At 32.5% G+C, this 24,654-nt stretch carries 22 protein-coding genes; 14 read left to right on the top strand and 8 right to left on the bottom strand.

Annotated features, from left to right (window positions below):
• Nucleotides 1-160 precede the first annotated feature (160 nt).
• Both ACWG42_RS11185 and ACWG42_RS11180 read right to left on the bottom strand, forming a co-directional pair.
• Nucleotides 161-2,347, bottom strand: a complete 2,187-nt coding sequence (locus tag ACWG42_RS11185) for a sensor histidine kinase (protein ID WP_455792391.1) — start codon at nucleotides 2,345-2,347, stop codon at nucleotides 161-163.
• Between the two features lie 12 nt (nucleotides 2,348-2,359).
• On the bottom strand, nucleotides 2,360-3,055 hold the full coding sequence (locus ACWG42_RS11180; protein WP_455792390.1) for a response regulator transcription factor: 696 nt from the start codon (nucleotides 3,053-3,055) through the stop codon (nucleotides 2,360-2,362).
• A 318-nt stretch (nucleotides 3,056-3,373) separates the two neighbouring features.
• Between ACWG42_RS11180 and ACWG42_RS11175 the strand changes: the two genes are divergently transcribed.
• From ACWG42_RS11175 to ACWG42_RS11165, 3 genes are all read left to right on the top strand, one after another.
• Nucleotides 3,374-4,483, top strand: coding sequence for an N-acetylglucosamine-6-phosphate deacetylase (locus ACWG42_RS11175; RefSeq protein ID WP_455792389.1), 1,110 nt, complete (start codon nucleotides 3,374-3,376; stop codon nucleotides 4,481-4,483).
• Between the two features lie 137 nt (nucleotides 4,484-4,620).
• The gene (locus tag ACWG42_RS11170; RefSeq protein WP_455792388.1) at nucleotides 4,621-6,861 is read left to right on the top strand and encodes a sensor domain-containing diguanylate cyclase; all 2,241 of its coding nucleotides are present in this window, start codon (nucleotides 4,621-4,623) and stop codon (nucleotides 6,859-6,861) included.
• Nucleotides 6,862-6,871: 10 nt separating this feature from the next.
• Complete coding sequence (locus tag ACWG42_RS11165; RefSeq protein WP_455792386.1) at nucleotides 6,872-7,684, top strand: Cof-type HAD-IIB family hydrolase; 813 nt, start codon at nucleotides 6,872-6,874, stop codon at nucleotides 7,682-7,684.
• Nucleotides 7,685-7,715: 31 nt separating this feature from the next.
• Here the strand turns inward: ACWG42_RS11165 and ACWG42_RS11160 are convergent, their stop codons facing one another.
• Nucleotides 7,716-8,039: a cyclic-di-AMP receptor gene (locus ACWG42_RS11160; RefSeq protein WP_002606956.1), complete on the bottom strand. Its 324-nt coding sequence runs from the start codon at nucleotides 8,037-8,039 to the stop codon at nucleotides 7,716-7,718.
• A 163-nt stretch (nucleotides 8,040-8,202) separates the two neighbouring features.
• Between ACWG42_RS11160 and ACWG42_RS11155 the strand changes: the two genes are divergently transcribed.
• The 9 genes from ACWG42_RS11155 (at nucleotide 8,203) to ACWG42_RS11115 (ending at nucleotide 17,447) form a co-directional block, all read left to right on the top strand.
• Nucleotides 8,203-9,051 carry a patatin-like phospholipase family protein gene (locus ACWG42_RS11155; RefSeq protein ID WP_455792385.1) on the top strand — a complete coding sequence of 283 codons (849 nt, stop codon included), beginning with the start codon at nucleotides 8,203-8,205 and terminating at the stop codon, nucleotides 9,049-9,051.
• A 206-nt stretch (nucleotides 9,052-9,257) separates the two neighbouring features.
• The gene (locus tag ACWG42_RS11150) at nucleotides 9,258-9,707 is read left to right on the top strand and encodes an NAD-binding protein (RefSeq protein ID WP_455792384.1); all 450 of its coding nucleotides are present in this window, start codon (nucleotides 9,258-9,260) and stop codon (nucleotides 9,705-9,707) included.
• The gene (locus tag ACWG42_RS11145) at nucleotides 9,704-10,357 is read left to right on the top strand and encodes a potassium channel family protein (RefSeq protein ID WP_455792383.1); all 654 of its coding nucleotides are present in this window, start codon (nucleotides 9,704-9,706) and stop codon (nucleotides 10,355-10,357) included. Before ACWG42_RS11150 ends, ACWG42_RS11145 begins: the two co-directional genes overlap by 4 nt.
• Nucleotides 10,358-10,370: 13 nt before the next feature.
• Entirely contained in the window at nucleotides 10,371-11,873 is a 1,503-nt protein-coding gene (locus ACWG42_RS11140) for a TrkH family potassium uptake protein (protein ID WP_455792381.1), read from the top strand.
• A gap of 657 nt (nucleotides 11,874-12,530) precedes the next feature.
• On the top strand, nucleotides 12,531-12,911 hold the full coding sequence (locus ACWG42_RS11135; protein WP_455792380.1) for a hypothetical protein: 381 nt from the start codon (nucleotides 12,531-12,533) through the stop codon (nucleotides 12,909-12,911).
• Between the two features lie 29 nt (nucleotides 12,912-12,940).
• On the top strand, nucleotides 12,941-14,917 hold the full coding sequence (locus tag ACWG42_RS11130) for a hypothetical protein (protein WP_455792378.1): 1,977 nt from the start codon (nucleotides 12,941-12,943) through the stop codon (nucleotides 14,915-14,917).
• Nucleotides 14,918-15,029: 112 nt separating this feature from the next.
• The gene (locus ACWG42_RS11125) at nucleotides 15,030-15,545 is read left to right on the top strand and encodes a hypothetical protein (protein ID WP_455792377.1); all 516 of its coding nucleotides are present in this window, start codon (nucleotides 15,030-15,032) and stop codon (nucleotides 15,543-15,545) included.
• A 12-nt stretch (nucleotides 15,546-15,557) separates the two neighbouring features.
• Nucleotides 15,558-16,025 (top strand): hypothetical protein, encoded by a 468-nt coding sequence (locus tag ACWG42_RS11120; RefSeq protein ID WP_455792375.1) that lies wholly within the window; start codon nucleotides 15,558-15,560, stop codon nucleotides 16,023-16,025.
• An 18-nt stretch (nucleotides 16,026-16,043) separates the two neighbouring features.
• Nucleotides 16,044-17,447, top strand: a complete 1,404-nt coding sequence (locus ACWG42_RS11115; RefSeq protein ID WP_455792373.1) for a CFI-box-CTERM domain-containing protein — start codon at nucleotides 16,044-16,046, stop codon at nucleotides 17,445-17,447.
• A 318-nt stretch (nucleotides 17,448-17,765) separates the two neighbouring features.
• Here the strand turns inward: ACWG42_RS11115 and ACWG42_RS11110 are convergent, their stop codons facing one another.
• The 5 genes from ACWG42_RS11110 to ACWG42_RS11090 all read right to left on the bottom strand — a co-directional run bounded on the left by ACWG42_RS11110 (nucleotide 17,766) and on the right by ACWG42_RS11090 (nucleotide 22,409).
• Nucleotides 17,766-19,289, bottom strand: coding sequence for a HAMP domain-containing sensor histidine kinase (locus tag ACWG42_RS11110; protein ID WP_455792371.1), 1,524 nt, complete (start codon nucleotides 19,287-19,289; stop codon nucleotides 17,766-17,768).
• On the bottom strand, nucleotides 19,273-19,953 hold the full coding sequence (locus tag ACWG42_RS11105) for a response regulator transcription factor (protein ID WP_455792369.1): 681 nt from the start codon (nucleotides 19,951-19,953) through the stop codon (nucleotides 19,273-19,275). Before ACWG42_RS11105 ends, ACWG42_RS11110 begins: the two co-directional genes overlap by 17 nt.
• Before the next feature lie 64 nt (nucleotides 19,954-20,017).
• Nucleotides 20,018-20,719 carry a GNAT family N-acetyltransferase gene (locus ACWG42_RS11100; protein WP_455792368.1) on the bottom strand — a complete coding sequence of 234 codons (702 nt, stop codon included), beginning with the start codon at nucleotides 20,717-20,719 and terminating at the stop codon, nucleotides 20,018-20,020.
• A gap of 2 nt (nucleotides 20,720-20,721) precedes the next feature.
• Nucleotides 20,722-21,345 (bottom strand): response regulator transcription factor, encoded by a 624-nt coding sequence (locus tag ACWG42_RS11095; RefSeq protein WP_455792366.1) that lies wholly within the window; start codon nucleotides 21,343-21,345, stop codon nucleotides 20,722-20,724.
• Nucleotides 21,333-22,409, bottom strand: coding sequence for a sensor histidine kinase (locus tag ACWG42_RS11090; protein WP_455792364.1), 1,077 nt, complete (start codon nucleotides 22,407-22,409; stop codon nucleotides 21,333-21,335). Before ACWG42_RS11090 ends, ACWG42_RS11095 begins: the two co-directional genes overlap by 13 nt.
• 162 nt (nucleotides 22,410-22,571) lie before the next feature.
• On the opposite strand from ACWG42_RS11090, the gene ACWG42_RS11085 reads away from it, so the two are divergent.
• A complete protein-coding gene (locus ACWG42_RS11085; protein ID WP_455792362.1) occupies nucleotides 22,572-23,504 on the top strand; it encodes an ATP-binding cassette domain-containing protein in 933 nt (310 codons plus the stop codon).
• A 12-nt stretch (nucleotides 23,505-23,516) separates the two neighbouring features.
• On the top strand, nucleotides 23,517-24,653 hold the full coding sequence (locus tag ACWG42_RS11080; protein WP_455792360.1) for an ABC transporter permease: 1,137 nt from the start codon (nucleotides 23,517-23,519) through the stop codon (nucleotides 24,651-24,653).
• Nucleotide 24,654: the final 1 nt, after the last annotated feature.

The raw sequence follows: 24,654 nt of genomic DNA, 5'->3' as shown, positions 1-24,654 counted from the left end.
TTCCACCGATGAGTCATCCATGGAAACATGCTTCGTTTCAAAATTATTTACTAACGATGAAGCATCGCAATGACTGTACTAATGTTTAACTATTTTTGAGACATTTTCAAAAACGGTTGACAAGTATATAGAAAAAAACAAAGTCCTCACGACCTTGTTTTTATGATTCTTCTTCAACGCTACGATAAAAGCGAATGGTAACTTTAAACAAATCTCCGTCAATTTGGATTTTCATATTTCCACCAAGGAGTTCTGTAAAGCTTTTTGCGATTGCTAAGCCCAATCCACTACCTTCTGTGTTACGGGATTTATCTCCTCTGGTAAATCGTTCCATGATTTCTTCAGGGTCGAAGTTCAGCTCACTCTTTGATACATTTTTTATAGATACTTCTACCATTGATCCAAAGTCTTCAACATTTACGTATACTCTTGTTTTCTCTAATGCATATTTTGAAACATTGCTGATGAGATTTTCAAAGATACGATATGCCTTTTGAGAATCCAAAGATAGAATTACTTTATCTTTTGGAAACTGATTACGTAATTGTAAATGTCTTTGTTTTAATGATACATCACACTCTGTCTCCACTTGTTGAAGTAGGGATAAAACATCTACATCCATATATTCTAATGCGACGCTACCGCTATTAGCCTTGCTAATTTCAAATAGATTTTCAATCAAGTGCTTCAAACGTGCAGAGCTATCTTCCAAAATACCAACATATTTTGCTCGTGTTTTCTGATCCAATGATGGATCTTTCAATAAATCGATATAACTAATCATCGATGTTAGTGGTGTTTTTAAATCATGGGAAACATTCGTTATAAGTTCCGTCTTCATTTTCTGTGAATGTACTTCTTGTTCAACTGCATTTTGGAAGTCTGTTTGAATCACTAGAATGCTTTCTTTTAAAGTATTGAACATTCCCATATCTTCTTCTACATTCTGATGAAAATCTCCTTTTGACAATCTACATATAACATCCGATAATACATCATGATCTTTTTTCATCGTTTTAAAATATTTATATAGTAAAACATAAATTACTCCAGCATACAGTATCAATAATAGAATCAGTGTTTTAAGCGTGTTTGAAGAAACAAATATGAACATAATAAACAATACTGCTAGTGCATTTAAAGCAGATATAATTACAAGTTTCTTTTTCATTAAGGATGAAAAACTTACCGTGCTAATATAGCGCTTAAATCTCTGTGCACTTTCATCTACATTACTTAACAAATGATAAACATCACTAGTATCTTTTGCTAATTTTTTCGTGCTTTTAAAATATATTTTTTTACATATAAAGATAGCTAATGCAGGGAATAGATAAATGATCATAAATCCAAATAACCCTACTAGCATATTTATGAAACTACCATAAAAAGCAATTAATGTTGATATTCTTGCCGCTTCAGTAAATAAGACAGCATGAACAACCACAAGACCTATTAGAACTAAACAAGCTCCTTTCTTTGTAATCGCCCATTCAATCAATTTTGATTTTTTCATGGCTTCAAATGGCAACAAGAGTATTACCAAGAGGAAGAACCCTAAGATAATGAAATAACAACCTATTACATTAGAAGCTTGATAATGCTCGAAGTACTGATTACTATTATCATAACTTGTATAAGTAGTTGTTTCCCCAATATCAATACTTTTCAATGCACCTGGTGAAAGCGCAAATACAAAATCTACATCTTTTATGTTCTTCATAGATATGTTTGGTATGTCCGCTGTATAATCTGCAGCAACCCTTTGAAAGGTAGTATTTAAGGTTAATGAATCATACATTGTATTGCTCATAACTATATTCAGATTACCATATTTGTCTATAGTAAAGGCTACATACCAATATGAATCATATAGCTGTACAAGATTTCCATCAAAATACCCTTCTAGTAATTCATCATTTGTATATTTCTTTGTATCATCTGAATGCCCTCTTATATAGTATTGTAGATGTGGTAGCTGTTGTTGCGTTTCTTTTGCCCCTTCAGCTATGGCTGTTTGAAAGTTAGTCCTTGTTTGTTCATCTAGCTTTTCCGCATCCCACAATAACAAGTCAGAAGTGATTTTTGGAATACTCTCCTTTGGAGTTATGCCTTCTAAATACGTAAGGTATAGTGGAACACTTGCTTTCAATACTTTCTCCATGGTTTCTGTAGAATGCATGTATGATTGATTTATTTCAATTTCTTCTACGGATTTAAATATTTCGTTAGCATCATTTGATGCCATTCTATATAAACTAGGTCCAAACCCAACCATGATTAAAGATGCAACAAATATTAACACAAACAAGAATCTAGTCTGTTTGCTTATCCTATGCTTTTTCATAAGTACCTCCTTTTATTGTTTTTCAATTTTATAACCAACTCCCCATACCACTTTTATATAAGTAGGACGTTTTGCATCGATTTCTATCTTCTCTCTTAAGTTTCGAATATGTACCATAACCGTTTCGGTATTTATAGCACTCTCTTTCCAAACATTTTCATATATTTCTTCACTTGAAAAAACTCTTCCAGGATATTCCATGAACATTTCTAATATTTTGAATTCAATCGGTGTAAGTTTCTTTTCATCACCATCCACAAATACAACTTTTTGATCTTTGTGAAGTTCAATTCCACCCAATAGCAAAACATCTTTTTCTTCTTTGCATTCTTTCTTTGAAAGATAGCGCTCATATCTTCTAAGTTGTGCATGTACTCTTGCCAATAATTCCATTGGCACAAATGGTTTACATACATAATCATCCGCTCCGATATTTAATCCAGTTATTTTATCAATATCTTCTGATTTCGCAGATAAAATGATGATTGGAAAATCATATGATTCACGAATTTTCATAGTTAAAGAAATCCCATCCATAACTGGCATCATAACATCCACAATCGCTAAATCTATGGATTCTTCCTTTAGTACTTCTAATGCAAGTGCTCCATTGCTCGCCTTGTATGTTATATATCCCTGATTACGTAAATATATCTCTATAGCGTCCGCAATCACTGCCTCATCTTCTACGATTAAAATCTTGTGCATAATCATCCCTCATTTTCTTTACTTCATTATACCTTACTTTTCCTGTGACAAGTATCCTCCAATATAATTTCTTTAATGTTCATGGATCGTTGTATATAATTTACACAACGTATAGATATAATTATGAATCCGATAAGTAATATTATTGTCATTGTCTCTATCATATCCTCATCTCCTTCTCTCATATAGTAAACGAAACATCTAAAGAATAAGTTTCAAAATTTCTTAAGATATTTTAAAGACGGCTTAAAAAGTTTTGAAATACGCTTGTAAAAGGCTATTACATGAAATACAATAATAGAAGAAGAGGGTGTCTCCATGAAAAAAATAATTGAGAATATCAAATTTATACAAGAAGGTACGATGGTGTTTGGTGACCTTTATTTAGAAGACGGGTATGTGGAAAGAATTGATTACAAATCTCCTCATATGTCGAGCGATATTGCCATTCCAGGGTTTGTGGATATTCATACCCATGGATTTCGCTCTTTTGCATGTGATAATGCGACTCCAGAAAATTTAAAAGCATTGTCGCTAGCCTATCCAAAACGTGGAATTACTTCATTTTGTGCTACAATATCTGCGCGTTCTCTAGCGGAGTATGAAGAAATTATAAAAGTGTATTCTAGTGTATTTCAGGGGGATTATAGAGGAGCCCAGTTTGAAGGGTTTCATTTAGAAGGTCCTTATTTAAATCCAGAGTGTTGTGGTGCACAAAACTTGGATAAACTATGTGAGATCCATTTAGGTGAACTCGAAGACTTTTTATCAAAGTATCATGACTGTATAAAAATTATGACAATTGCTCCTGAATTAAAACACGCGAGTGAGGCAATACAACTCTTGAATCTATATGGTGTACATGTTTCCTTAGGACACACTAATGCTACTTTTGAACAAACCAAAGAAGCTTTTGAGTCAGGAGCTACACAAATTACACACTTAGGAAATACAATGCCTAGAATAGATCATCATCAAGCCACCATGATGGACGCAATCTTTGCGTCAAATTGTACTTGTGAGATCATTATGGACCGTGTACATATGCAGAAAGAAATGTTGAAATGGGTACTTCAATTACTTGGAAGTGAACGCGTCGTTGCGGTGAGTGATGGAACGATTTACTCTGGATATGAGGATGAGAGTGATATCAAACCAACAGATGGCTTCACTTATAAAAATCATGCTATCTACATAGATGATTTATTGATTGGTAGTTGTTGCGATCTTTTAAATATCTTTCAGTTTTTGTATAAAGAAGCACAATATGATTTGATGGACTGCATTCGATTATGTTCCACCAATGCCGCAAAAATCCTAAAGTCTTATACAACAGAAATTGGGTTGGGAAAGAAAGTCAATCTTGTTATATTAGATCACAACTTACAAATCAAAGATGTTATCATCAATGGGAAAAGTGCACTCTAAAAGGATCACGAATGTGATCTTTTCTTTACGTGTATTTTATCTGAAAAACCTTTGATATTTTAAACAAAATTTCAATTCCTACAAAATAATGATATAATAGATATTAGAAGAATCATGCTTTATAGCAAGGAGAGCATATGAAATTACCTTTATCAAAAAATAAAAATACGAAAATTGTTTGTATATTGCTTGTCCTGTTCTCACTTGCAGGATTAAGCTTTTTTGACTATGCCTTTAAAAACGATATGCACACTAGCGACTATATTCATAATATGGCAGAGAAAGTAAACAATAATCTCTCCTTAACCCTACGTAACAAATTAAAAGATACAGAGTTGATTTTAACTTCTTTGGCTCTTCAAGCCAGTGCTTTTGATGATATAGAAGATCCTGTTATGATGGATGTTCTATACGAACAAAGCGTTGCGGATAATTATTTAAACCTTTCTATTACAACGACGGATGGAATTACAACACATGCCATCAATGGAGAAACAGAGAATACAAGTGATCGTGCCTTTTTTAAAGAAGTGATGTCTGGAAAAATATATGTATCCAATAAAACCTTTTCCAACTCTAAAAATAATGATTTCGTTGTTATGTCTGTACCTATTTGGAAAAATGATAAGGTAATAGGTATCATTGGAAGTACTATTGATACAAATATGTTCACAAACTTCTTACAAATGTCCATGAGTGATGAAGGCCAAAACGCAATTCTTGTTGAGAAGGATGGAACCATTATATCTAAGACAAAAGATGTTGCTAGCGATAATTTCTTCAGTGGTCTTATGAGTTCTGTATTAGAAGATAAATCATCTCTGAAGAAAATCGAAGAAGATTTTGCGAACAAAAAAAGTGGTATCATTCATTATTCGTTTGAAGGAAATAAACAATTAGCCTATTACTGCGAAATTGAAGATAGTGATTGGATGATTGTTTCCATATTTCCTCATCGTATTATTAGTTCTCAAGTAGATAAAACCTATAACAACACCTTATTATTTACAGTGAAATTGATTATTCTTTTAATTGTTGCGCTATTTTTGATTGCCTATTATGAAAGAAAGGCAACAAAAGAAGTTCAAGTTATCAATCAACAATTAGATGCGATTATTGATAATACTCCTGGTTGTCTTATTATGTATGAATATCATAATCGTAAGAATATTAAATTCTTGAATGATGAATTTGCGAACTTATCTGGATATTCTAAAACAGAGTTTGAACAAACATTTGACAATGATTTAGCGCTTATTATTCATCCTGAAGATATCAAAGAATTACAAGAGAAATTAAAACTTGATGTACATCATAATGATTATGATTGTGCCTTCTCTTATAGTTATCGAATCGTTCATAAAAATGGAAACATAATTTGGGTAATGGATCGCCGACATATAGTGAGAGATTCTCATGGAATACTTTGGTTTAATATTAACTTAGTTGATATTACTGAGATGAAAAACGTACAACAGAAATTACTAATTTCGCAACAGCGTTATAAAATGATCATTGAACAAACAGAATTTGTTGTGTTTGAGTGGGATGTACTACGAGATACAATTACTTTCTCTGATTTATGGACTAAGAAGTTTGGATATGAATTAGAATATCGTAATTTCTTATCTATTACAGCACATTATTGTGAACAATGTAGCGATACCTATATGCCTTTGCTTAATGCCTTTATCAAAGGAGAACAAGAACAAGGATTCATAGAATGTAAATTGAAGAAAGCTACGGGTGAATATATTTGGTGTAAAATTACAGCGCGTGCTATCAAAGATAGCGCTGGGTATATCATGCGAGTATATGGTTCTATTGAAGATATTGATGCACAAAAAGCAAATACATTGATTCTTGAAGAACGTAGTAAAATGGATGGCCTTACTAAGATTTTGAATAAAATGACAGGTGAACAAGAAATTCAAGAAGCAATCGATCGTAATCCAAATCATCACCATGTATTGTTTGTAATTGATATCGACGACTTTAAAAATGTAAATGATACAATGGGTCATGCGGTTGGAGATCATGTCTTACAAGAGCTCGGTATAGCGATTAAACAATCATTTAGAAATAGTGATATCCTCTCTAGAATCGGAGGAGATGAATTCGTTGCCTTAGTAGAGAATGTGGAAATGTTATATGAAGATGTGGTTAAAGTCAGAACTGAACAACTTCATGAAGCAATATCCTCCATCGCTTTAAATGGAGATTCCATTAGTAACATTACTTGTAGTGTTGGTATCGCTCTTTATCCACAACATGGTACAACGTATCAAGAACTCTTTGTGAATGCGGATAAAGCACTTTATATCGCAAAGAATTCAGGTAAAAATCAGTATCATATATACAACAAAGAGGAAGAATAGGAATTTAAAAATGAAAAAAATAAAAGCAATTATGTGCGATGTCGATGGTACCTTATTAACCACTGAACAAGTCGTATCAAAGAAAACAATACAAGCTATCAAAGATGTACGTAACCAAGGTATCCTATTTGGATTATGTAGTGGTCGTGATGTGTTGGGTATTAAAAAAAGATTAAAAGATTGGGGTATTGAAGGCTGTGTGGATGTCATTGTTGGTAGTGGTGGTTCAGAGCTTTATGATACAAAAACAAACACCAAAAAGGAAACGTATCCACTAGATGGAGAACTTATCAAAATGATTATGAAGCATTATGAGGATATGGATGTGAACTTTGCCATTCCTTTAGAGGGCGTGTTGTACGCACCTAAAGATGATGAACTTATTCGTATGTTGTCGGAAGGCGATAAAGAGCCTTACTTCGTTGTTGATTATGATGAAATGTTAAAAAAACCTCAATTAAAAGTAATGATTGTATGTAAAGAATCCTATATGGATCAAGTTGTAGAACGTAGTAAGACCTTTCACAACGAGCATTTCAAGGCTTCTGCCTTAATTACCGCAAGTGTATTGTTTGAATATATGGATCCTCGCATTTCCAAATCAAGTGGTATGAAAGAGCTACTACAAACACATAACATTACATTGGATGAAGTTTGTTCGTTTGGGGATGCGGACAATGATTATGATATGACATTACATTCTGGTGTGGGTGTCGTAATGGCAAATGGAAGTGAAAAAACAAAAAGTGTTGCGGATTATATCACAGATGATAATGATCATGATGGAATTGCGAATTTCATCTACTCTCACATTCTAAATTAAAAGGCGGTCCAATCGGATCGCCTTTTCTTCATTATAGTTTAATAAATTTTTCTACATCAATCACGAAGATTGTTGCGCCACCCACCTGTACTTCAACAGGGAAAGATGCATATCTACCAATATCATAAGATGCAGTGCTAGGTACAACTTCTGTACGTCTTCTGCTATATTCTCCAATAACCTCGATAGCTCTTTCTATTTTATCATCATCAGTACCAACAATAAGAGTTGTATTTCCTGCACGCAAGAATCCTCCTGTTGTTGCTAAACGTGTTACCTGATAGTTCTCTTTAGTCAATGCGCTTGATACAGCAGGACTATCATCATTTGACATAATTGCCAATATAAGTTTCATAATTATGACCCCTTTCTTATGTTTATAAGACCATTCTAACACTTTCCAAATGGTTTGACAAACATATATATACCTTTTTTTCTTAATCTTTGCATATTCTTTTGTGTTTCTTAATAAATGAATTTTATGCTATAATAAACAAGTTAAAAAGGAAGTGAATGACATGGGTAAATTAGGTCTTGTTCTAGAAGGCGGAGGAATGCGCGGTATTTATACAGCAGGTGTTTTAGACTTCTTTATAGATCATAACATCTATACGGATGGAGTCATTGGAGTGAGTGCTGGCGCATGCCATGCATGTAGTTATGCATCAAAACAAAGAGGTAGAGCTTTCCGTACCAATACGGATTATATAAAAGATAAACGCTATATGAGTATGCGTTCCTTAATCACAACAGGAGATTTGTTTGGGGCAAAATTTGTCTATGATGACATTCCCAATAAATTAGATATTTATGATTATGAAACATTCAATAAGGGAGAGATTAAGCTGTACGCTGTTTGTAGTAATATTGAAACAGGAAAAGCCGAATATATACAATGTATCAATATGGTACATGATGTTATTTATGTTCGTGCCTCTGCATCTTTACCACTATTATCTAAAGTAGTAGAAGTAGATGGCAAGAAATTATTGGATGGAGGCGCATGCGATAGTATTCCAATCAAACGTTTTCAGGAAATGGGATACGATAAAAATATTGTAGTGCTTACGCAGTGCAAAGAATATCGTAAAGGGAAAAACAACTTACTGCCTATCATACGTAAAGTATATCGTAAGTATCCAAAATTTATTGCAAAGCTTGAAAAACGTCATGTAGAATACAATCGAACATTGAACGAATTGTCTTTAATGGAAAAAGAAGGTTCTGTATTTGTTATTCGTCCGAGTGCACCAGTAGAAATATCTAGACTAGAAAAGAATGTAGATAAACTAAAAGCGCTCTATGATCAAGGCTATCAAGATGCACAAGAACAATACGCTGCGTTAAAAGAATTCATGGAAAACTAAGGGCTTATCACTTATGTGATAGCTCTTTTCTTTACATCTTTTTTATAGTTTCTTTATATGAAATCGGGTATCTGAAGTAATCTTTACAGGAAAAGGGACTATATTTATGTAATATTAACACTTTCTTTACATGGAACACTCTATGCTTACACAATCTTTATATTGCATTTGTTAGTATAAAGGTGTAGAAAACGAGGTGTTTTTTTATGTTTATAAAAAACTTTAAACAAAATCAGAAAATATTAGTGGTTGGCTGTGGTAGATTTGGTGCTAGTTTGGCTTCGTCTTTAAGTAGCTCTGGATTTGATGTCATCATTATCGATAAAGAAGAAAGAGCTTTTCAACGTCTTAGTGATACCTTCGGAGGATTTGAGATAGTTGGGGATGCGACAGATTTAGATACATTAGAATCTTGTGGTATTGCGGATTGTAATGTCGTATTAGTTACGACTGGTTATGACAATACCAATTGCATGATTGCACAAATTGCGAATATTATTTATGGTATTGAACAAGTATACATTCGTCTAAATGATCCTGCAAAAGAAAAGATCCTTAAAGATACAAGCATAAAAGCAATTTACCCTGCTCGTCTATCTTTAAGAGAATTTGAGAATATTAGTCATATTCCATTATCGAAGGAACTTGTCCTATGAATATTGTAGTTGCTGGTGGAAGAAACAAAGCAGATTTTTTAATCGCGTCTTTACTTGAAAAGAAACATCATGTAACTGTAATCAATGATGAAAGTGAGTACTGTGATTATTTATCTAAAAAACATAACATTCCGGTCGTCGTGGGAAATCCTTGTAAGGAATATGTACTAGAAGAAGCAGAAATTTATGATGCGGATATTTTGATCGCATTACGACCTACAGATCCTGACAATTTAGCAATTTGCCAAATGGCAAAAAGAATCTTTCATGTTAAAAAGGTTGTTGCGACAGTATCCAATCCAAAGAATGTGATGATTTTTAAAAAACTTGGCGTAAATACTGCCATAAGTGCAACGTATACCATATCTAAAATTATAGAACAAGCAAGTACTGTTAAGAACCTAGTGAATTCGCTATCTCTAGCACATGAAGATATCGTACTTAACGAACTCTTATTAACGGATACTTGTAAGCTTGTTGGTAAAAAGTTAAAAGATATTACATTACCTCAACAATGTATTATATGTTGTGTTTTACGTAATGTAGAAATGATTGTCCCTAATGGGGATACCCTTTTAGAGGCATTTGATAAAGTCATGGTACTCTCTCGTAGCAATCAACAAGATGAAGTATTTGACTTGTTTAGTTAAGGAAGTGAAGAATATGATTTCCATAGATACAAAGGAAGAAGTTGTAGGTTATCGTTTAATTATTGGATACATTGGGGTATTGATGATGCTTATTGGAGGGATTGTTTTATTGCCCTTATTCACTCTTTTCTTTTATCCCCAAGATATAAAAGAAATACAGTTTTTTCTAGCACCAGGAATTGGTGCTATTCTATTAGGATACCTTCTTTTTTTTAATATCAAAGGAAAGAAGAAAGGAAAACTACAACGTAATCAAGATGCGATTATTGTAGTCTTATGTTGGATGTTAGCCATCTTTATAACTGCATTACCTTTTTATCTAAGTGGTTCCTATAATCTAACACAGGCTATCTTTGAAACTACTTCAGGGTGGAGTACTACGGGTTTATCGGTAGTGGATGTTGATCATACTTCACACTTATTCCTCATGCATCGAAGTTTGATTTTGTTCTTTGGTGGGGTAGGACTTGTGCTTGTGATGTTATCCGTGTTATCAGATTCTTATGGAATGCGTTTGTATAGTGCAGAAGGTCATAGTGATCGATTACTTCCAAACTTAGTAAAATCTGCACGAATTATTCTAACTATTTATTTTTCATATACCGTAGGTGGTATCATTTTGTATATGTTATTTGGAATGAATCTATTTGATGCGATCATTCATTCCATAGGTGCTTTATCTACCGGTGGATTCTCAAGTCATTCCCAAAGTATTGCGTATTATGATAGTGTTTGGATCGAAGCTATAACGATCGTATTAATGATTCTTGGGAACATAAACTTCCTTGCTCATTTATTCTTAATACGAGGAAAGTTTAAGAATTTCTTCCGTTACTGTGAGATTCGTTTATCTTTTATTTTAATTGGTATCGCAACGCCTTTGATTGCGTTGTTGATGATGGGAACTTTACAAACAGCACTTCCTGATGCCTTCCGTCATTCACTGTTTCAGGTAGTATCTGCACTTACAACGACTGGTTTCCAAACCATTCCTTCCTTCCGTGTATTGCCTAGTTCAATCTTATTAATCTTGATTGTTCTACAATTGATTGGTGGAGGCATTGGTTCTACGGCTGGAGGTATCAAACAATATCGTATCTTTGTTATGTGTAAGTCTGTCTATTGGAAAATAAGAAGTATGTTGTATTCCAGCAATGTTGTACACTCGCATAAAATTTATAAAGTAAATCAAAAGGAACCTTTAAGTGAACAGGAAATTTCTCATGTAGGAGTGTATACCTTTCTCTATCTTTGTATCTTTGCGTTAGGAAGTTTTATTCTGTGCTGTTATGGATATAGCTTACAAGATAGTATGTTTGATTTCTCTTCTGCTTTAAGTACCGTTGGATTATCTACTGGTATTATGAGTTTTGATGCCCCTAGTCCAGTACTATGGGTAGGAACAACTGGAATGTTTATTGGAAGACTTGAAATTTATGTAGTTTTCTTAGCTATTCTACGATTTGGTAAAGATGTAAAAATGAATATTAGAAAAAGAGGTCATGGTGATATTTAATAATGTATACTCTTTGTAAGAACAGATTGTGAAAAAGTTATTCAAAGTCATTGAAAATTGAATTATCCTAGTGGCAGGAAAAAAAGGGCTGTTTCTTATTCGTTACAGTCCTTTTTGCTTTTTCCTTTTTTTATACTGTCCAGTTTACAAGACACAATTTGATGATTCGAACGCTTTTTTTTGCTAGTTATGTCAATAAGTTTGTCAAACGTGTTGAAAAGGTTATTTATGAAATTTCAAATTGTATAATTAGATTAAACAAATGCGCGGAAAAGAGGGATAAAAGTATAAAGAGAATTTTTTGTTTTATCAGCCATACTCTTTATATTATTAATGCTAGTACGTGGTTCTATTGAAATTCAATATGCAAAATATGATAGTAAAGAATCGTATAATCTGTAAGTTGACATAAAATAAGAAATTCAAAAAGCATTTGATTAGGAATAGTTAGAAAGTTAAGATAGCATCGAAATCTATATATTTCCATCAAAAGATAATTTATAGATGAAAGTAAAGACTCAGAAACATTTATTTAGGTAAAGCCAGTGTGGGCAATTAAATGTTGTGGTTATTTAAATGTAAATAATTCATGTAGTATTTCGGTAGTTTAAGCTTGAAGTGTGAACTTACTTCGCTATACAAGGGAGAGAGAAATTTATGAGTGAAAAAGAAAAATTGATTAGTAGGTTAGAGTTATTTAGCACGTTAACATTTTGGGCATCCAGTATTGCAGGTGCAATTGTCTTGTTAATGGGATTAAATGCATGTAGTGCAGTTAATGAATTTAATATCGATGAGGTATCCTCAACCTTAAAAAGTGTTGTAGCGTTTTTTATCTTTATTGTTATCATTCTTACTGCTTGTGGTATAACAGTAAGCTATATCGCTAAAGCTATAGCTCTTAACTTAAGAGAGAGTGAGAATATGGAATATCGAAAAAACACGAGTGTAATTAAGGACATGAAAAGTGCGTTTATATCATCTAATTTACATAATAAATCAAATGTAACTGATGAGCATGACCCACTTAATATCTAAATTGATGAAAGGGTTATAATATGGATATTTTGCTTATAGAGTTATATAATCAGTTGAATAAAGGTAGATATAATAATCATATTGATTCTCAATATTGGATTTATTCGATAGAAAATATTATCACAAAAGAAAATGGTGTAAGTAAACGCTATTTAAAAATTTTATTCTTTAATCGAAAAATGAATGAATCAAACAATTTAATGAGGTTATATTTAAACATTAATGGTAAAGAAGTGGAACAGGATTTGTTTAGTATTGTCTCTGAATATAATAATCCAAGCGTATTAGGTTTTATAAAAGAACTGGACTTGATTGAAGAAGGAAAAGATGCTCGTATAACTGGATATGTAATCGATGGTAAAAAAATCAATGTATCTAGGAATATTATAGATTATATTGAGATTAATAGTAAACAGAAAGAACTATCTGCTTTAAAAGAGTATTATTTTACAAATGATGTAGATATTATTTTATTCCCATCAATTAATGACTCCTATTGGTTGTGTACTTGCGGATATTGTAATGATAAGGATGATTTGATATGTCCAATTTGTGTGAAAAAAAAGGCCGATATACAGAATATACTAAAAATTGATATTCAGCAACTAGTATTGTCTCAAATAAACAGCCGTATCCAAGTTCATGCAGAGGCGAGTGTATTTGAAATTATCGAGACATATAAAACAGCACTTGCAGAAAAATATGGCATCGATACATCTGATACAGAGGCTGCAATTGATGTTGATCAATTGATACATTCGCAGAATAAATTCATTGAAAATAGAATCAGTGAATTTATTCGAGAAAATAAAGTTGTTTTTGATATCAAAAAATCATTTGAAGATACTATAAATGATTATTGCCATCAATGTATTACACCTCTGATTACGAAAGATATGATTGTATCACAGTTAGATATCGAAGCATTAAAAGAGCAGTATAAATCATATTTAGAAAAATATAAAAAACAAAAAAATAGAAACAAGCACGTATTCATTCTTTATATTATAGCGGCATTCCTTATTTCTTCTGTTTATATTGGCTATTCTCTATTATCTAAAGATAAATATAAAGGAGTAGAAACAAAATATAACAAAGAATATAGAGAAAATGTATGCTCTAAAACAATCGAAAACACCTTATATAATGATGAAGATAAAGAAAATGCTGCAAAAGCTGAATTCTTATGTAATTTTGATGTTGATGATGAAAAAATAGACTACCCAAAGTCAACCAAAGATGGAGATAAAGAAATTAAAGCATTGGATGAAGATCATGTTTTGATAAAGAAAACTGAAGATGTTGATAATACACACAAAAAAGTTTACTACTATATCTCTGATTTAAATGGGCAGATTGTGTATGATAATAGTGAAGATGATTATTATTATGAAACCTATGATGACCAAAAAATAATGAAAAGTGAAATAATTAGAAATAGTGAATTGGTTCAGGAATTAACATGGGATTATACAAATGATAAAGATTATGTGATATCTACATATGATCATATTGAAGATTACGAAACATCTAAATATTATTATGAAAATGATATTTTAGTGCAACAAGTTTCTCCTGTGGATCCTCTTAACGGTAGTGGATTAACTTACGATTATGATTATGTTTACAAATACAACTATGAAGATGGAGTTCTGAAGGTCGTTTCTTTGTTTGCAGGTAATACATTGATCGAAAATCATTATTACGAACAAAACAGAATTAAAAGGATTATGCAAGTTATAGATGGTCATGAAACCTTGTCTCATAGCTATTACTACGATACTAATGGATTTATGATAAAAAATAAAGACCCGGAAGAGACTGTAATTTATTCCCATGATTTCGATAATGGAATGCTTTGTTATGCAGCCTATGAAAATAGCAGTTCAAATCCTATATTGATTTTTAAAGGAAAGATGTTCTTTAATCCAGATTTAATAGCAGGTTATGATAAATTTACAGATTTATCATGGATATTGATCTCATATTATACAGAAGTATATTAGCTGTTTAACTAATTCAATCATTTTAAAACAAAAATTCATTTTTGGCTTAAGATTCGAAAAAATATCGGTAGAATGAAAGCGAAATATTTAATAATTATAGGAGGAAATAGCAATGTTAAAATTAAAAAATATGTGGAGTACACTAGATTCAAAGTTGATTGAAAATGAGGAGGATAAATCGCCAGTTGTATTATTAGAGAAAATTAACGAAGTAATCAAACAATGTGATTTACCAGTAGATGCTGAGTTAGACCAAATTAAAGATGGTTTAATAAACGTAAAAACATATGATTGTATTACACTAACAAATCGCGAATTTGCGAACCGTTATTTTAAGTTTGCAATCATGTATAATGAATCAAAAAAAGGAGTTTTGTTTTGGGGATATGGAGAAAGTAAAAATTTAAAAAAATTAGAAAAAAGGGAACGAGCAAAAAATAATGTGGTATCGGGAACATCTGGAGTCTTTAGTTCCAATTCTTCTGATTTTCAAAGAGGAACTGCTTTGAATAGTATCGTTTCTAGCGCTGTTGGTGGAATTATGTCTATTGGAGGATCAAAGAAAAAACAAAATCAAGAAAATGAATATTATGATAAGATCTATGCACTTATGCAATCAATTATATAGGAGGAATGAAATATGTCAGATGAATGCGCATTCTATAAATACGATAGAGGTTATTATTGCATCAAAGCAAAAAAGAATGTAAACGATGATATCGTACACAAGTATTGTTGGGGATATCATTATAATGATTGTCCAATTTATAAAGATGAAGATACATCATCATCTTCTTGTTATATTACTACAGCGTGTGTAACAAATAGAAATATGGCGGATAACTGCGAAATAATGATGAACTTGCGTGCTTTTAGAGATGGTTATATGAGCGAAAATCACAATGAAGATATTAGAAAATACTATCAAATTGCACCAAGCATTGTAAGTAATATTAATTTGTTACCTAACAGCAAGGTGATTTGGGACAAAGTATATGATGACATGATTGCTCCTTGTAATGATTTGATAATTGCAGGTAAAGAAAAGAGTGCATATGAATTGTATAAGGAAAAAGCATTAGTGTTAGAACAAAAATATAATAAATAAATCTATAAGGAGTACACTATGTCGAAATATAAAATTTACTTTGAAGGTAAGTGCTATGAATATGAACAAAACGAAATGTATCCTGAAGTTTATTGTGATCTTACTGACAAGAATCTAATATCGTTATTCAACAAAAGAACAACAAGTATTAAATCGTTTTATGATTTTTCTAATTGTGCAAGTGTTGAAGAAAGTAATATAAAGCTTATGTGTGAGAAAGAATTAGAAAAACTCTATAAGATAGAGGAAGAAATTGAAAAGTATACTAAGGAGCAAGGAATTGTGTTAGATTGGTTTTCCCCAACAAATCCACGAATTGAGAGTGAAGTTCCTAAATATGAAAAACAAAGAAAGTTTATATGCAAAAATTGTGGAGAAAAGCTAGATAAAAACTATCTTGACCATTTAGAAGATTCTAATTATATATATGATGATCTGGAAAGAAATGTATGTCCAAAATGTAGAAAAGAGAATAGCTTACTCTTCATAAACGAGCACATTTATGAAGCAGAAACATACGAGACAAGAGCAAATGAAAAATTTGATTCAGGTCAGTTTGATGAAGGTTTGAACTTTTTGTTTGAAGCGATTTTGGAGCTCGATAAAGTTAATCAAAGTGAAGAAGATGATTATTTATCAATGTTATCTATAAGAGCATTTTATACACAAAGAGTCGCTCAAGTGTATGTTAGTATGAATGATTATACTAAAGCTTATTCAATTATCAATAAAGTAATAAAACTTTGGGATGAAGCGATTGAAAAAAGTGATATATATGAGTTCAACAGTGTTGCGATGGGTTACTATATACGCCAATGTTGTTGTTTACAGTTAGAAGAAAATTTAGAGAGCGTTCTTACTGATGGACAAAAAGCAGAACAGTATTTAAAGAAGTACCTAAGCATTAGTGAAAGATTACATGATGAACCGTCAAGTGAAGCAAAATTAGCCCGATGTAAGGAAAATTACGAAGGTTTAACAGTACTTGTATATATCAACATGTATGTAGCCATGGAAGCCCTTGGAAACCCTGAAGAGCAATGCAATGATGCATATAATAAAGCGATTCAGTTTCTAAGACAGAGCCAGTTTATTGAAGAGAATGATAAGGAAAATTTTAGAGACATGCTAAACATTCATCAGAGAACTTCGGATAAACAACAAAACCCTCCACAAAAAGAAGGCTGCTATATTGCCACAGCAGTATATGGCGATTATGATGCGCATCCTGTAATAGTGTTAAGAAGATTTAGAGATAACATATTGCAGAAACACTCCTTAGGTCGATTATTTGTTAAAATTTATTATAGACTTAGCCCGCCATTAGCAGAGAAATTACATGATAAAATAAAAATAAACAACATAATTAGGGCAATGCTAGATAAGTTCGTTAAACATTTACAAGAAAGAGAAAACGGCTAGATTTCTTGAGTGATAAAATAGGAGCCTCTTTAAACTTTCATAGGGTCAAAAGGCACATCATTTTGTTTATAAAGGGGTGGGTAAAGAATCGTGTGTCTTAGTTTTAAAAATTTATATTGGTAAAGAATAAGAAAGACGCATATCCAAAAAAGGTGTGCGTCTTTTGTCTGTGACTACCCACATGATAATGTAAGCAGCGTAAAAGCTATTTCTTGTTTATATATTCAGATTGTTAATGAAAAAAATAGGAGTATATCCAAAACATTGAGTTTGGAATACTCCTGCCTGTCGACAGTCTGAAGCCACCATATAGGTGGCTTACAAATTTTCTATTGCGGTGTATGGCATTTCAAACCAGAAGGTAGAACCTTTTCCAACTTCGCTCTTCACACCATAATGTGCACCATGAAGTTCTAGGATCGTTTTTACAATACTTAAACCTAAGCCACTTCCCACTTTAGAACGTACGTGTGTTTTATCAACTTTATAGTAACGTTCCCAAATATGAGATAATTGTTCTTTTTCAATTCCAACTCCATGATCAATCACTTCGATGTTTACTTTATCGTGATTTATACTTTGTTTCACAATCACAAGACGATCTTCTCCACAATAGTTGATCGCATTGTTTATCAAGTTATAAATGACTTGGTTCAGCTTCACAATATCTGCCTCTATTCGCACATGATGTGTATAATCAAAGCGGATATGGCAATTTTGATCACTTACCAATTTATCATAACGATGAATAATGTCTTGGATTTCTTCTGTTAAATTGATTTCTTCTTTGCTTAATTTTTGTACCCCAGCTTGTAGCTTACTTAGATCTAACATATCATTTACAAGGGTTGTTAAACGCTTTGTTTCATCGATAATTATCTGCACATTTTCAGGTGTGTTTTCTCCTGGAATATCACGCATTACTTCACTGTATCCACTAATCATAGTAAGTGGTGTACGTAAGTCATGGCTCATGTTCGCAATAAGATCTCTTCGTAGGCTTTCTACTTTTCCAAGCTCTCCTGCAGCATAATTTAACGTATCGTTTAATTCTTGGATTTCTAAATACCCTTTACCTGCAAAGCGAACGTTGTAATCACCAGTCGCTAAAACCTTTGCGCTCTTATTCATACTAATAATTGGAGATGCTATTTTTTTAGATAAGAATAAAGCCAGTACGATGGCTATCACAATCAATATAATCGCAATCATAACAAACTGTGTCTTGATCGTATCTACAGTAGCATTTACGGGTGTCAGTTGTGCAGTGATTAAAATCGTTAACAATTGATTCGCATTGTTTTTCACCACACTGATATAGGTCATACTCTGTGTGCTTTTTTTACGTTGTGTATCTTCAATCGCCTTGAACTTGGAATCTTTTCCAATGTTCAAAATATCATTTTGTATATCATCTAAAGGCAAGCGATCCTTCAGTGTGCTTTCTTCTATCAATTTACTTGCACACCCTTTTATGGAAGCCTCTAATTTTAACTCTTCAATGGTTTGTTTGTTGCTTTGGTAACTTACTTCACTAATTCTACATCTAGGATCCCCTTCTCCTGATGTTAATGCTTTTCCATCATCTGCATAAACAATGACACAGAACTCATCTTGTTTAGAAATATCATTGATTTGTTCTTGATAATCCACTGCATTAATAACTTCATTGATTTCATCGGCAGCTTTTTTTACTGCACTAGATTTAATGGACACATAAAACTTTTCTAGAAAGATGACTTGAAACAACCATAGAACAACAATGATAATGCAAGTGAAAATAAGCATGGAACCAAAGATTTTCCATTTTACACTCACCGTTTTTTTAATTTTTGGCTTCAAATCTATATCCTAAACCACGCAATGTTATAATCATTTCACTATAATCGCGCAAGCTCTTTCTAAGTAATTTTATGTGCGTATCTAATGTTCGATCGTCTCCATAAAAATCATATCCCCATACATCATGAATTAGTTGTTCCCTTGTTAACGCAATTCCTTCATTTTTTACGAAGTAGAATAATAATACATATTCTTTTGGAGACATTTCAATCTCTTCTTCATCGATATATACTTTACGTGCTGTAAAGTCAATCTTTAACCCTTTGTATTCATATACTTCTTTTGCTTTATCGTTTGTAGCACCTTGATATCGTTTTAAGATAGCAGATACACGCATCATTAACTCTTTAGGTGAAAAAGGTTTTACAACATAATCATCCACGCCAATTTCAAAGCCATGGATACGATCATACTCTTCTCCTCTTGCGGATAACATGATAACTGGAGTTCCACAATTTTTATGAATTTCTTTTACCGCAGAAAAACCATCCAAATTGGGCATCATAATATCCATGATAATCAAATCATAAGATTGTAAGCGACACTTTTCTACCGCATCCATACCATCTTTGGCTTCTGCAATTTCATGTCCTTCGAATTCCCCATATTTACGGATAATGCTACGGATATTTTCTTCATCATCGACAACTAACAGTTTACTCATATAATCACCTCAATTTTATTATACATGTTTTATATGGTGCTTGTGTGAATGTTTTATGAAGTTTTCACATATAAAACCAATAGGTTAAATCCTTACCTACTTGCATTCTCACCTTATGTTGTAGCTTTAAAGAGATTGCATTTTCTTGAAAGATTTCTCCATAAGGTATACGACCTCTTTCTAATTGTAAATTGATCATTGCTCTTTCCAGCATCGTTGCTAAACCAAGACGTTTGTATTGTGGTTTTATTTCTAACATACCAATGGAACCATAGCCACCTTCATGAACACCTACAAACCCACATACATCATCTCCATAAAACATACCCAACATACCACTTTTAATATTCAATGAAATATATTCTTCATTAGCTAATGTTGGCATTTCTTTTCCATATAAATCAATTACTTCTTGCATATGCTCTAAATTTAATGGTTTTATTTCGTATCCTTTTTCAAGTGATATTTCTAAAGGCTTCTGTGATAAGTAGGCACAATGATAACATACATTTTCAAATTCTATATTTCTATCTTCCTTTAATACTTCATTACAAATCGTATCATGTGTAACGAGAATATCAAACGTGTCTGGTATCATTTGAATCATTTTTTTTGCACTTTCTTTTGTATTGGCAGCCGCATAATAAATTGATGAATATACATCATGCAATAACAAAGCATGTTCATCTTCATATACTACGGTTGCGCCTAATTGCATAGAATTGATCATATCGGCATATAAAATTTTATTATTTGTTACATCCATGTTTATCTTCCTTCTATTTGTTGATAATAGAAAATCGCTAATTGTGTTCGATCTCTTAATTCTAATTTATCCAACAGTGTACTTAAAAAATTACGAACGGTTCCTTCACTTAAGAAAAGGGTCTGTGCAATTTCTTTATTATTCAACCCATTTGCGACTAAGCTAATAAATTGTTTCTCTCTATCATTCAAATCAATTTCTAAAGATGCATTCCCTTTTGTATGCAACATATCTGGTATCTTCGCAATGATCTCAGTGTTGAATACATTTTGTCCCATATGAACGGCTTCTAAAGCTGGTAAAATAGAATCAAAGTTCTGTTTTAGGATATATCCTTTAACACCCATCTTTAATGCTCGAATAATATATTCATCATCATTGAATGTCGTTAAGAATAAGATTTTCGCATCTGTATGTTTTTGGAGTATTTTTTCACTTGCATCTACCCCATTCATCACTTCCATACGTATATCCATCATCAATACATCTGGTCGATGTTGTTCATATAAAGTAATAGCTTCTTCCCCATTATATCCAACCGCAACCACCTCTACACCCTTTGCCTCTATGATGGTTTTTAAGGAACTGCATACCAATTTATCATCATCTATAATTAACACTCGCATATACTTTCCTCCTTCGGTAATGTAATAAATACTTTGAAACCTTGTGTCGTTGTGACATTAAAATAGCCCTGTAAATTATCAATACGATCACGTATATTTTGTAAACCGATACCACTATTTTTGATACCTTTTACAACCCCATTATCATGTACAATAATCTGATAAAAAGTAGGTTGTTCACGTACAACTATCTGTACTTTATCCGCATTGGAATGCTTCATTATATTGTTCAAGCTTTCTTTCAAAATGGCTAGAATATGATAGATCACCACTTGTTTGAAAGGATGTACGATATCATATTCTAGATGTATTTCACAGAATGTAAAGTCTCCTATAATCTTTTGTATCATTAATTCTAAATCCAAAGATTCTGCGTGTAAATTGTGTACGCTATTTCTTACACTATCCATAGCAGAAGATAGCGTTTCTCTTAAACTGTTGATTCTTTCTTTTTGATCATCCTCATGTTCCAAGGTTTGAATAGCTCCTATTTGTAGAAGTGAACTACTTAATAAATGACCCACATTATCATGTATTTCCCTGGCAATACGGTTTCGTTCATCTAACGTCGCAATTCGTATTTCTTGTTCCTGTTGAATAAGTAGGTTTTGATTTTTTTGAGATAAAATCATTGCTAATTCTTTGGTTGTATCACGCTGCTTTTGATACAAGGTATGCACATACATATTCTTCATATATTGAAATTTCAAGGCCATCGCAAAACACAATTCAACATAACAAAATAAACTTATGTACATTTCCCAATGAGATGCATGAAAAAATAAAGGAAGAAAATACACGACATACTTGATGGTAAACTTTCTAGATATTATTGTCATGTACACTATAGCAGGCAAATAAAATGCTAATTCCTGATAAAGTGTACAAATCACTAAATAAGCAATCGTTATTATATATACATATTTTTTCTTTGTTAGCACATAGGACAAGGATGCGAAAATAATCGTACATAGCAATGGTACGATTGGTATCTCTCCATCTTGAATAAAAGATAGCAACATGGAAATGAACGTTAAAAGCACTGGGTTTAAAAACATCATCATAAGGCAAACGCTCCTTTCTTAGATTTTACCATGAATAAGAATTGCACACAAATAGGAATCAAAACAATAATGTGACAAATGTCATACTACTTCGTGCTTATTGACACTTATGTTCCTCTTTTAAACAAGTTATACTTAAGATGTAAAAAGGGAGGACTTTCTATGATTATAGATGTTAATAACTTAGTAAAAAGATACAAAGAATTAATCGCATTAGACCATTTTCAATTAAAGGTAGAAGAAGGAGAAATATTAGGACTATTGGGACCTAATGGTTCTGGTAAGACAACTGCCATAAACTGCATGCTTTCTTTATTAAATTATGATAAAGGGGAGATTAAAATCTTTGATAAAGTGATGAGTCCAGATGCATATGATATCAAACGTATGATTGGTGTCGTACCTCAGAATATTGCAGTTTTCTATGAATTGAATGTTTATGAAAACATCGATTATTTCTGTGGACTTTATGTCAAAGATAAAGCGCAACGTAAACAACTAGTGGAAGATGCAATCGATTTCGTTAATCTAGGCGAATTCCGTAAATTCAAACCTGGTAAATTAAGTGGTGGTTTGTTACGCAGATTAAACATTGCTTGTGGAATTGCGCATCAACCAAAGTTAATCTTTATGGATGAACCTACCGTAGCAGTCGATCCACAAAGTAGAAATGCCATACTTGAAGGAATACTTCAATTGAACAAACGTGGCGCAACGATTGTCTATACTTCTCATTATATGGAGGAGGTAGAAGAAATTTGTTCTCGTATCATCATTATGGACAAAGGAAAAACGATTGCGACAGGTACAAAAGATGAATTAAAAACAAGTATCACATTGAAAGAAAAAGTGGAAGTAGAACAAATTGAACTTAGCGAAGCTCGACTAAAAGCAATCAAAGAAATTGCCAATGTTTCTTCTGTAGAATACTCTCATAAATTCTTACAAATCAAATTTACTGGTGGCAAACAGAATTTGATGAATTTGATGAATTACTTCACCCAAGAGAATATCGTATATGGAAAGGTTTACTCTCAACTTCCTACATTAAATGACGTCTTCCTTGAAATCACTGGAAAAGAACTAAGAGATTAAGGAGGAGCATATATGAAACATATATTATTGTACCGATGTAAAGTTATGATGCGAAATCGTACCCTTGTATTTTGGTCCATCATATTTCCTATCGTGTTGATGACTTTATTTGGATTGATACTAAGACAAAGCTTCCAATATACTTCTTTTGACACCGTTCCAGTTGCCATCGTCGAAAATGAATCTTGGGATAACAATACAGCTTTACAAACCGTTCTAAAAGAAGCAAAATCCGAGGATACTCCACTCTTTAAAGTCAGTGTACTATCGAAAGAAGAAGCAGAAAAGCAATTAAAAGATGAATCTATAAGTGCCTATGTTATTTGTGGTGAATCTTACGATATTCATGTAAATACTTCAGGTTTCAACCAAACGATTACGCAAACATTCTTCGATGAGTATCTTCAAAAAACAAGTATGATAAACCATCTTATGAGTTCTGGAGCTTCACTTGAACAAATTCAAAACTTATTTACAGACACAAGTGATTATATTTCTGTAAATAGTGACGCCAACACGGATGTGACAAACGTTTACTTCTATACCGCATTGGCAATGAGTGCTATGTTTGGAGGTATGTGGGCGATTACAGCTATTATCGATATTCAAGCAGACCAAAGTCAAAAAGGTGCTCGTATATCTTTAGCTCCTACAAATAAAGCAGTGCACTTAATCTCTTCTCTGTGTTTAAATCTTATCGCAGTGTTTATTATTCTGTGCATGCAGTTCGCCTATATTTACATCTTGTTCGATGTATCCTTTGGCGAGTTACTGCCATACATGTTCTTGATCCTCCTAGCAGGTGATGTCGCAGGTAGTGCTTTGGGTGCTTTTATTGGTACTGTTACAAACGCTAAGAATCCAGAATCAAAGGTTGGGATGTTAAATTCTATCACGATGCTAGGTTCCTTCTTGTCTGGTATGATGATCGTACAACTCAAATGGATCATTCAACATTACGTTCCATTCTTAAACTATATCAACCCAGTCAACATGATAACTGACGCTCTATATGGTCTCTATTATTTTGGACTTAATGATCGATTCTTCTTTAACTTGATTTCCTTATTAGTATTTAGTCTTATTTGTTATACGATTGCGTTCTTTAAACTTTCTAAGAAGCAATACAAAACATTGGGGGTGAAGTAAT

Source organism: Amedibacillus sp. YH-ame10 (genome assembly GCF_053848885.1).
Note: the sequence above shows the minus strand (reverse complement) of the source record. Positions and strands in the feature narration are given on the sequence as shown.

Excerpts from the sequence above, each read along its gene's own strand:
- ACWG42_RS11165 (WP_455792386.1), top strand. The coding sequence starts at position 6,872 with ATGAAAAAAATAAAAGCAATTATGTGCGATGTCGATGGTACCTTATTA.
- ACWG42_RS11175 (WP_455792389.1), top strand. The coding sequence starts at position 3,374 with ATGAAAAAAATAATTGAGAATATCAAATTTATACAAGAAGGTACGATG.
- ACWG42_RS11090 (WP_455792364.1), bottom strand. The coding sequence starts at position 22,409 with ATGATGATGTTTTTAAACCCAGTGCTTTTAACGTTCATTTCCATGTTG.
- ACWG42_RS11085 (WP_455792362.1), top strand. The coding sequence starts at position 22,572 with ATGATTATAGATGTTAATAACTTAGTAAAAAGATACAAAGAATTAATC.
- ACWG42_RS11185 (WP_455792391.1), bottom strand. The coding sequence starts at position 2,347 with ATGAAAAAGCATAGGATAAGCAAACAGACTAGATTCTTGTTTGTGTTA.
- ACWG42_RS11160 (WP_002606956.1), bottom strand. The coding sequence starts at position 8,039 with ATGAAACTTATATTGGCAATTATGTCAAATGATGATAGTCCTGCTGTA.
- ACWG42_RS11145 (WP_455792383.1), top strand. The coding sequence starts at position 9,704 with ATGAATATTGTAGTTGCTGGTGGAAGAAACAAAGCAGATTTTTTAATC.
- ACWG42_RS11120 (WP_455792375.1), top strand. The coding sequence starts at position 15,558 with ATGTCAGATGAATGCGCATTCTATAAATACGATAGAGGTTATTATTGC.
- ACWG42_RS11100 (WP_455792368.1), bottom strand. The coding sequence starts at position 20,719 with ATGGATGTAACAAATAATAAAATTTTATATGCCGATATGATCAATTCT.
- ACWG42_RS11180 (WP_455792390.1), bottom strand. The coding sequence starts at position 3,055 with ATGCACAAGATTTTAATCGTAGAAGATGAGGCAGTGATTGCGGACGCT.
- ACWG42_RS11170 (WP_455792388.1), top strand. The coding sequence starts at position 4,621 with ATGAAATTACCTTTATCAAAAAATAAAAATACGAAAATTGTTTGTATA.
- ACWG42_RS11140 (WP_455792381.1), top strand. The coding sequence starts at position 10,371 with ATGATTTCCATAGATACAAAGGAAGAAGTTGTAGGTTATCGTTTAATT.
- ACWG42_RS11115 (WP_455792373.1), top strand. The coding sequence starts at position 16,044 with ATGTCGAAATATAAAATTTACTTTGAAGGTAAGTGCTATGAATATGAA.
- ACWG42_RS11095 (WP_455792366.1), bottom strand. The coding sequence starts at position 21,345 with ATGCGAGTGTTAATTATAGATGATGATAAATTGGTATGCAGTTCCTTA.
- ACWG42_RS11135 (WP_455792380.1), top strand. The coding sequence starts at position 12,531 with ATGAGTGAAAAAGAAAAATTGATTAGTAGGTTAGAGTTATTTAGCACG.
- ACWG42_RS11080 (WP_455792360.1), top strand. The coding sequence starts at position 23,517 with ATGAAACATATATTATTGTACCGATGTAAAGTTATGATGCGAAATCGT.
- ACWG42_RS11150 (WP_455792384.1), top strand. The coding sequence starts at position 9,258 with ATGTTTATAAAAAACTTTAAACAAAATCAGAAAATATTAGTGGTTGGC.
- ACWG42_RS11105 (WP_455792369.1), bottom strand. The coding sequence starts at position 19,953 with ATGAGTAAACTGTTAGTTGTCGATGATGAAGAAAATATCCGTAGCATT.
- ACWG42_RS11125 (WP_455792377.1), top strand. The coding sequence starts at position 15,030 with ATGTTAAAATTAAAAAATATGTGGAGTACACTAGATTCAAAGTTGATT.
- ACWG42_RS11155 (WP_455792385.1), top strand. The coding sequence starts at position 8,203 with ATGGGTAAATTAGGTCTTGTTCTAGAAGGCGGAGGAATGCGCGGTATT.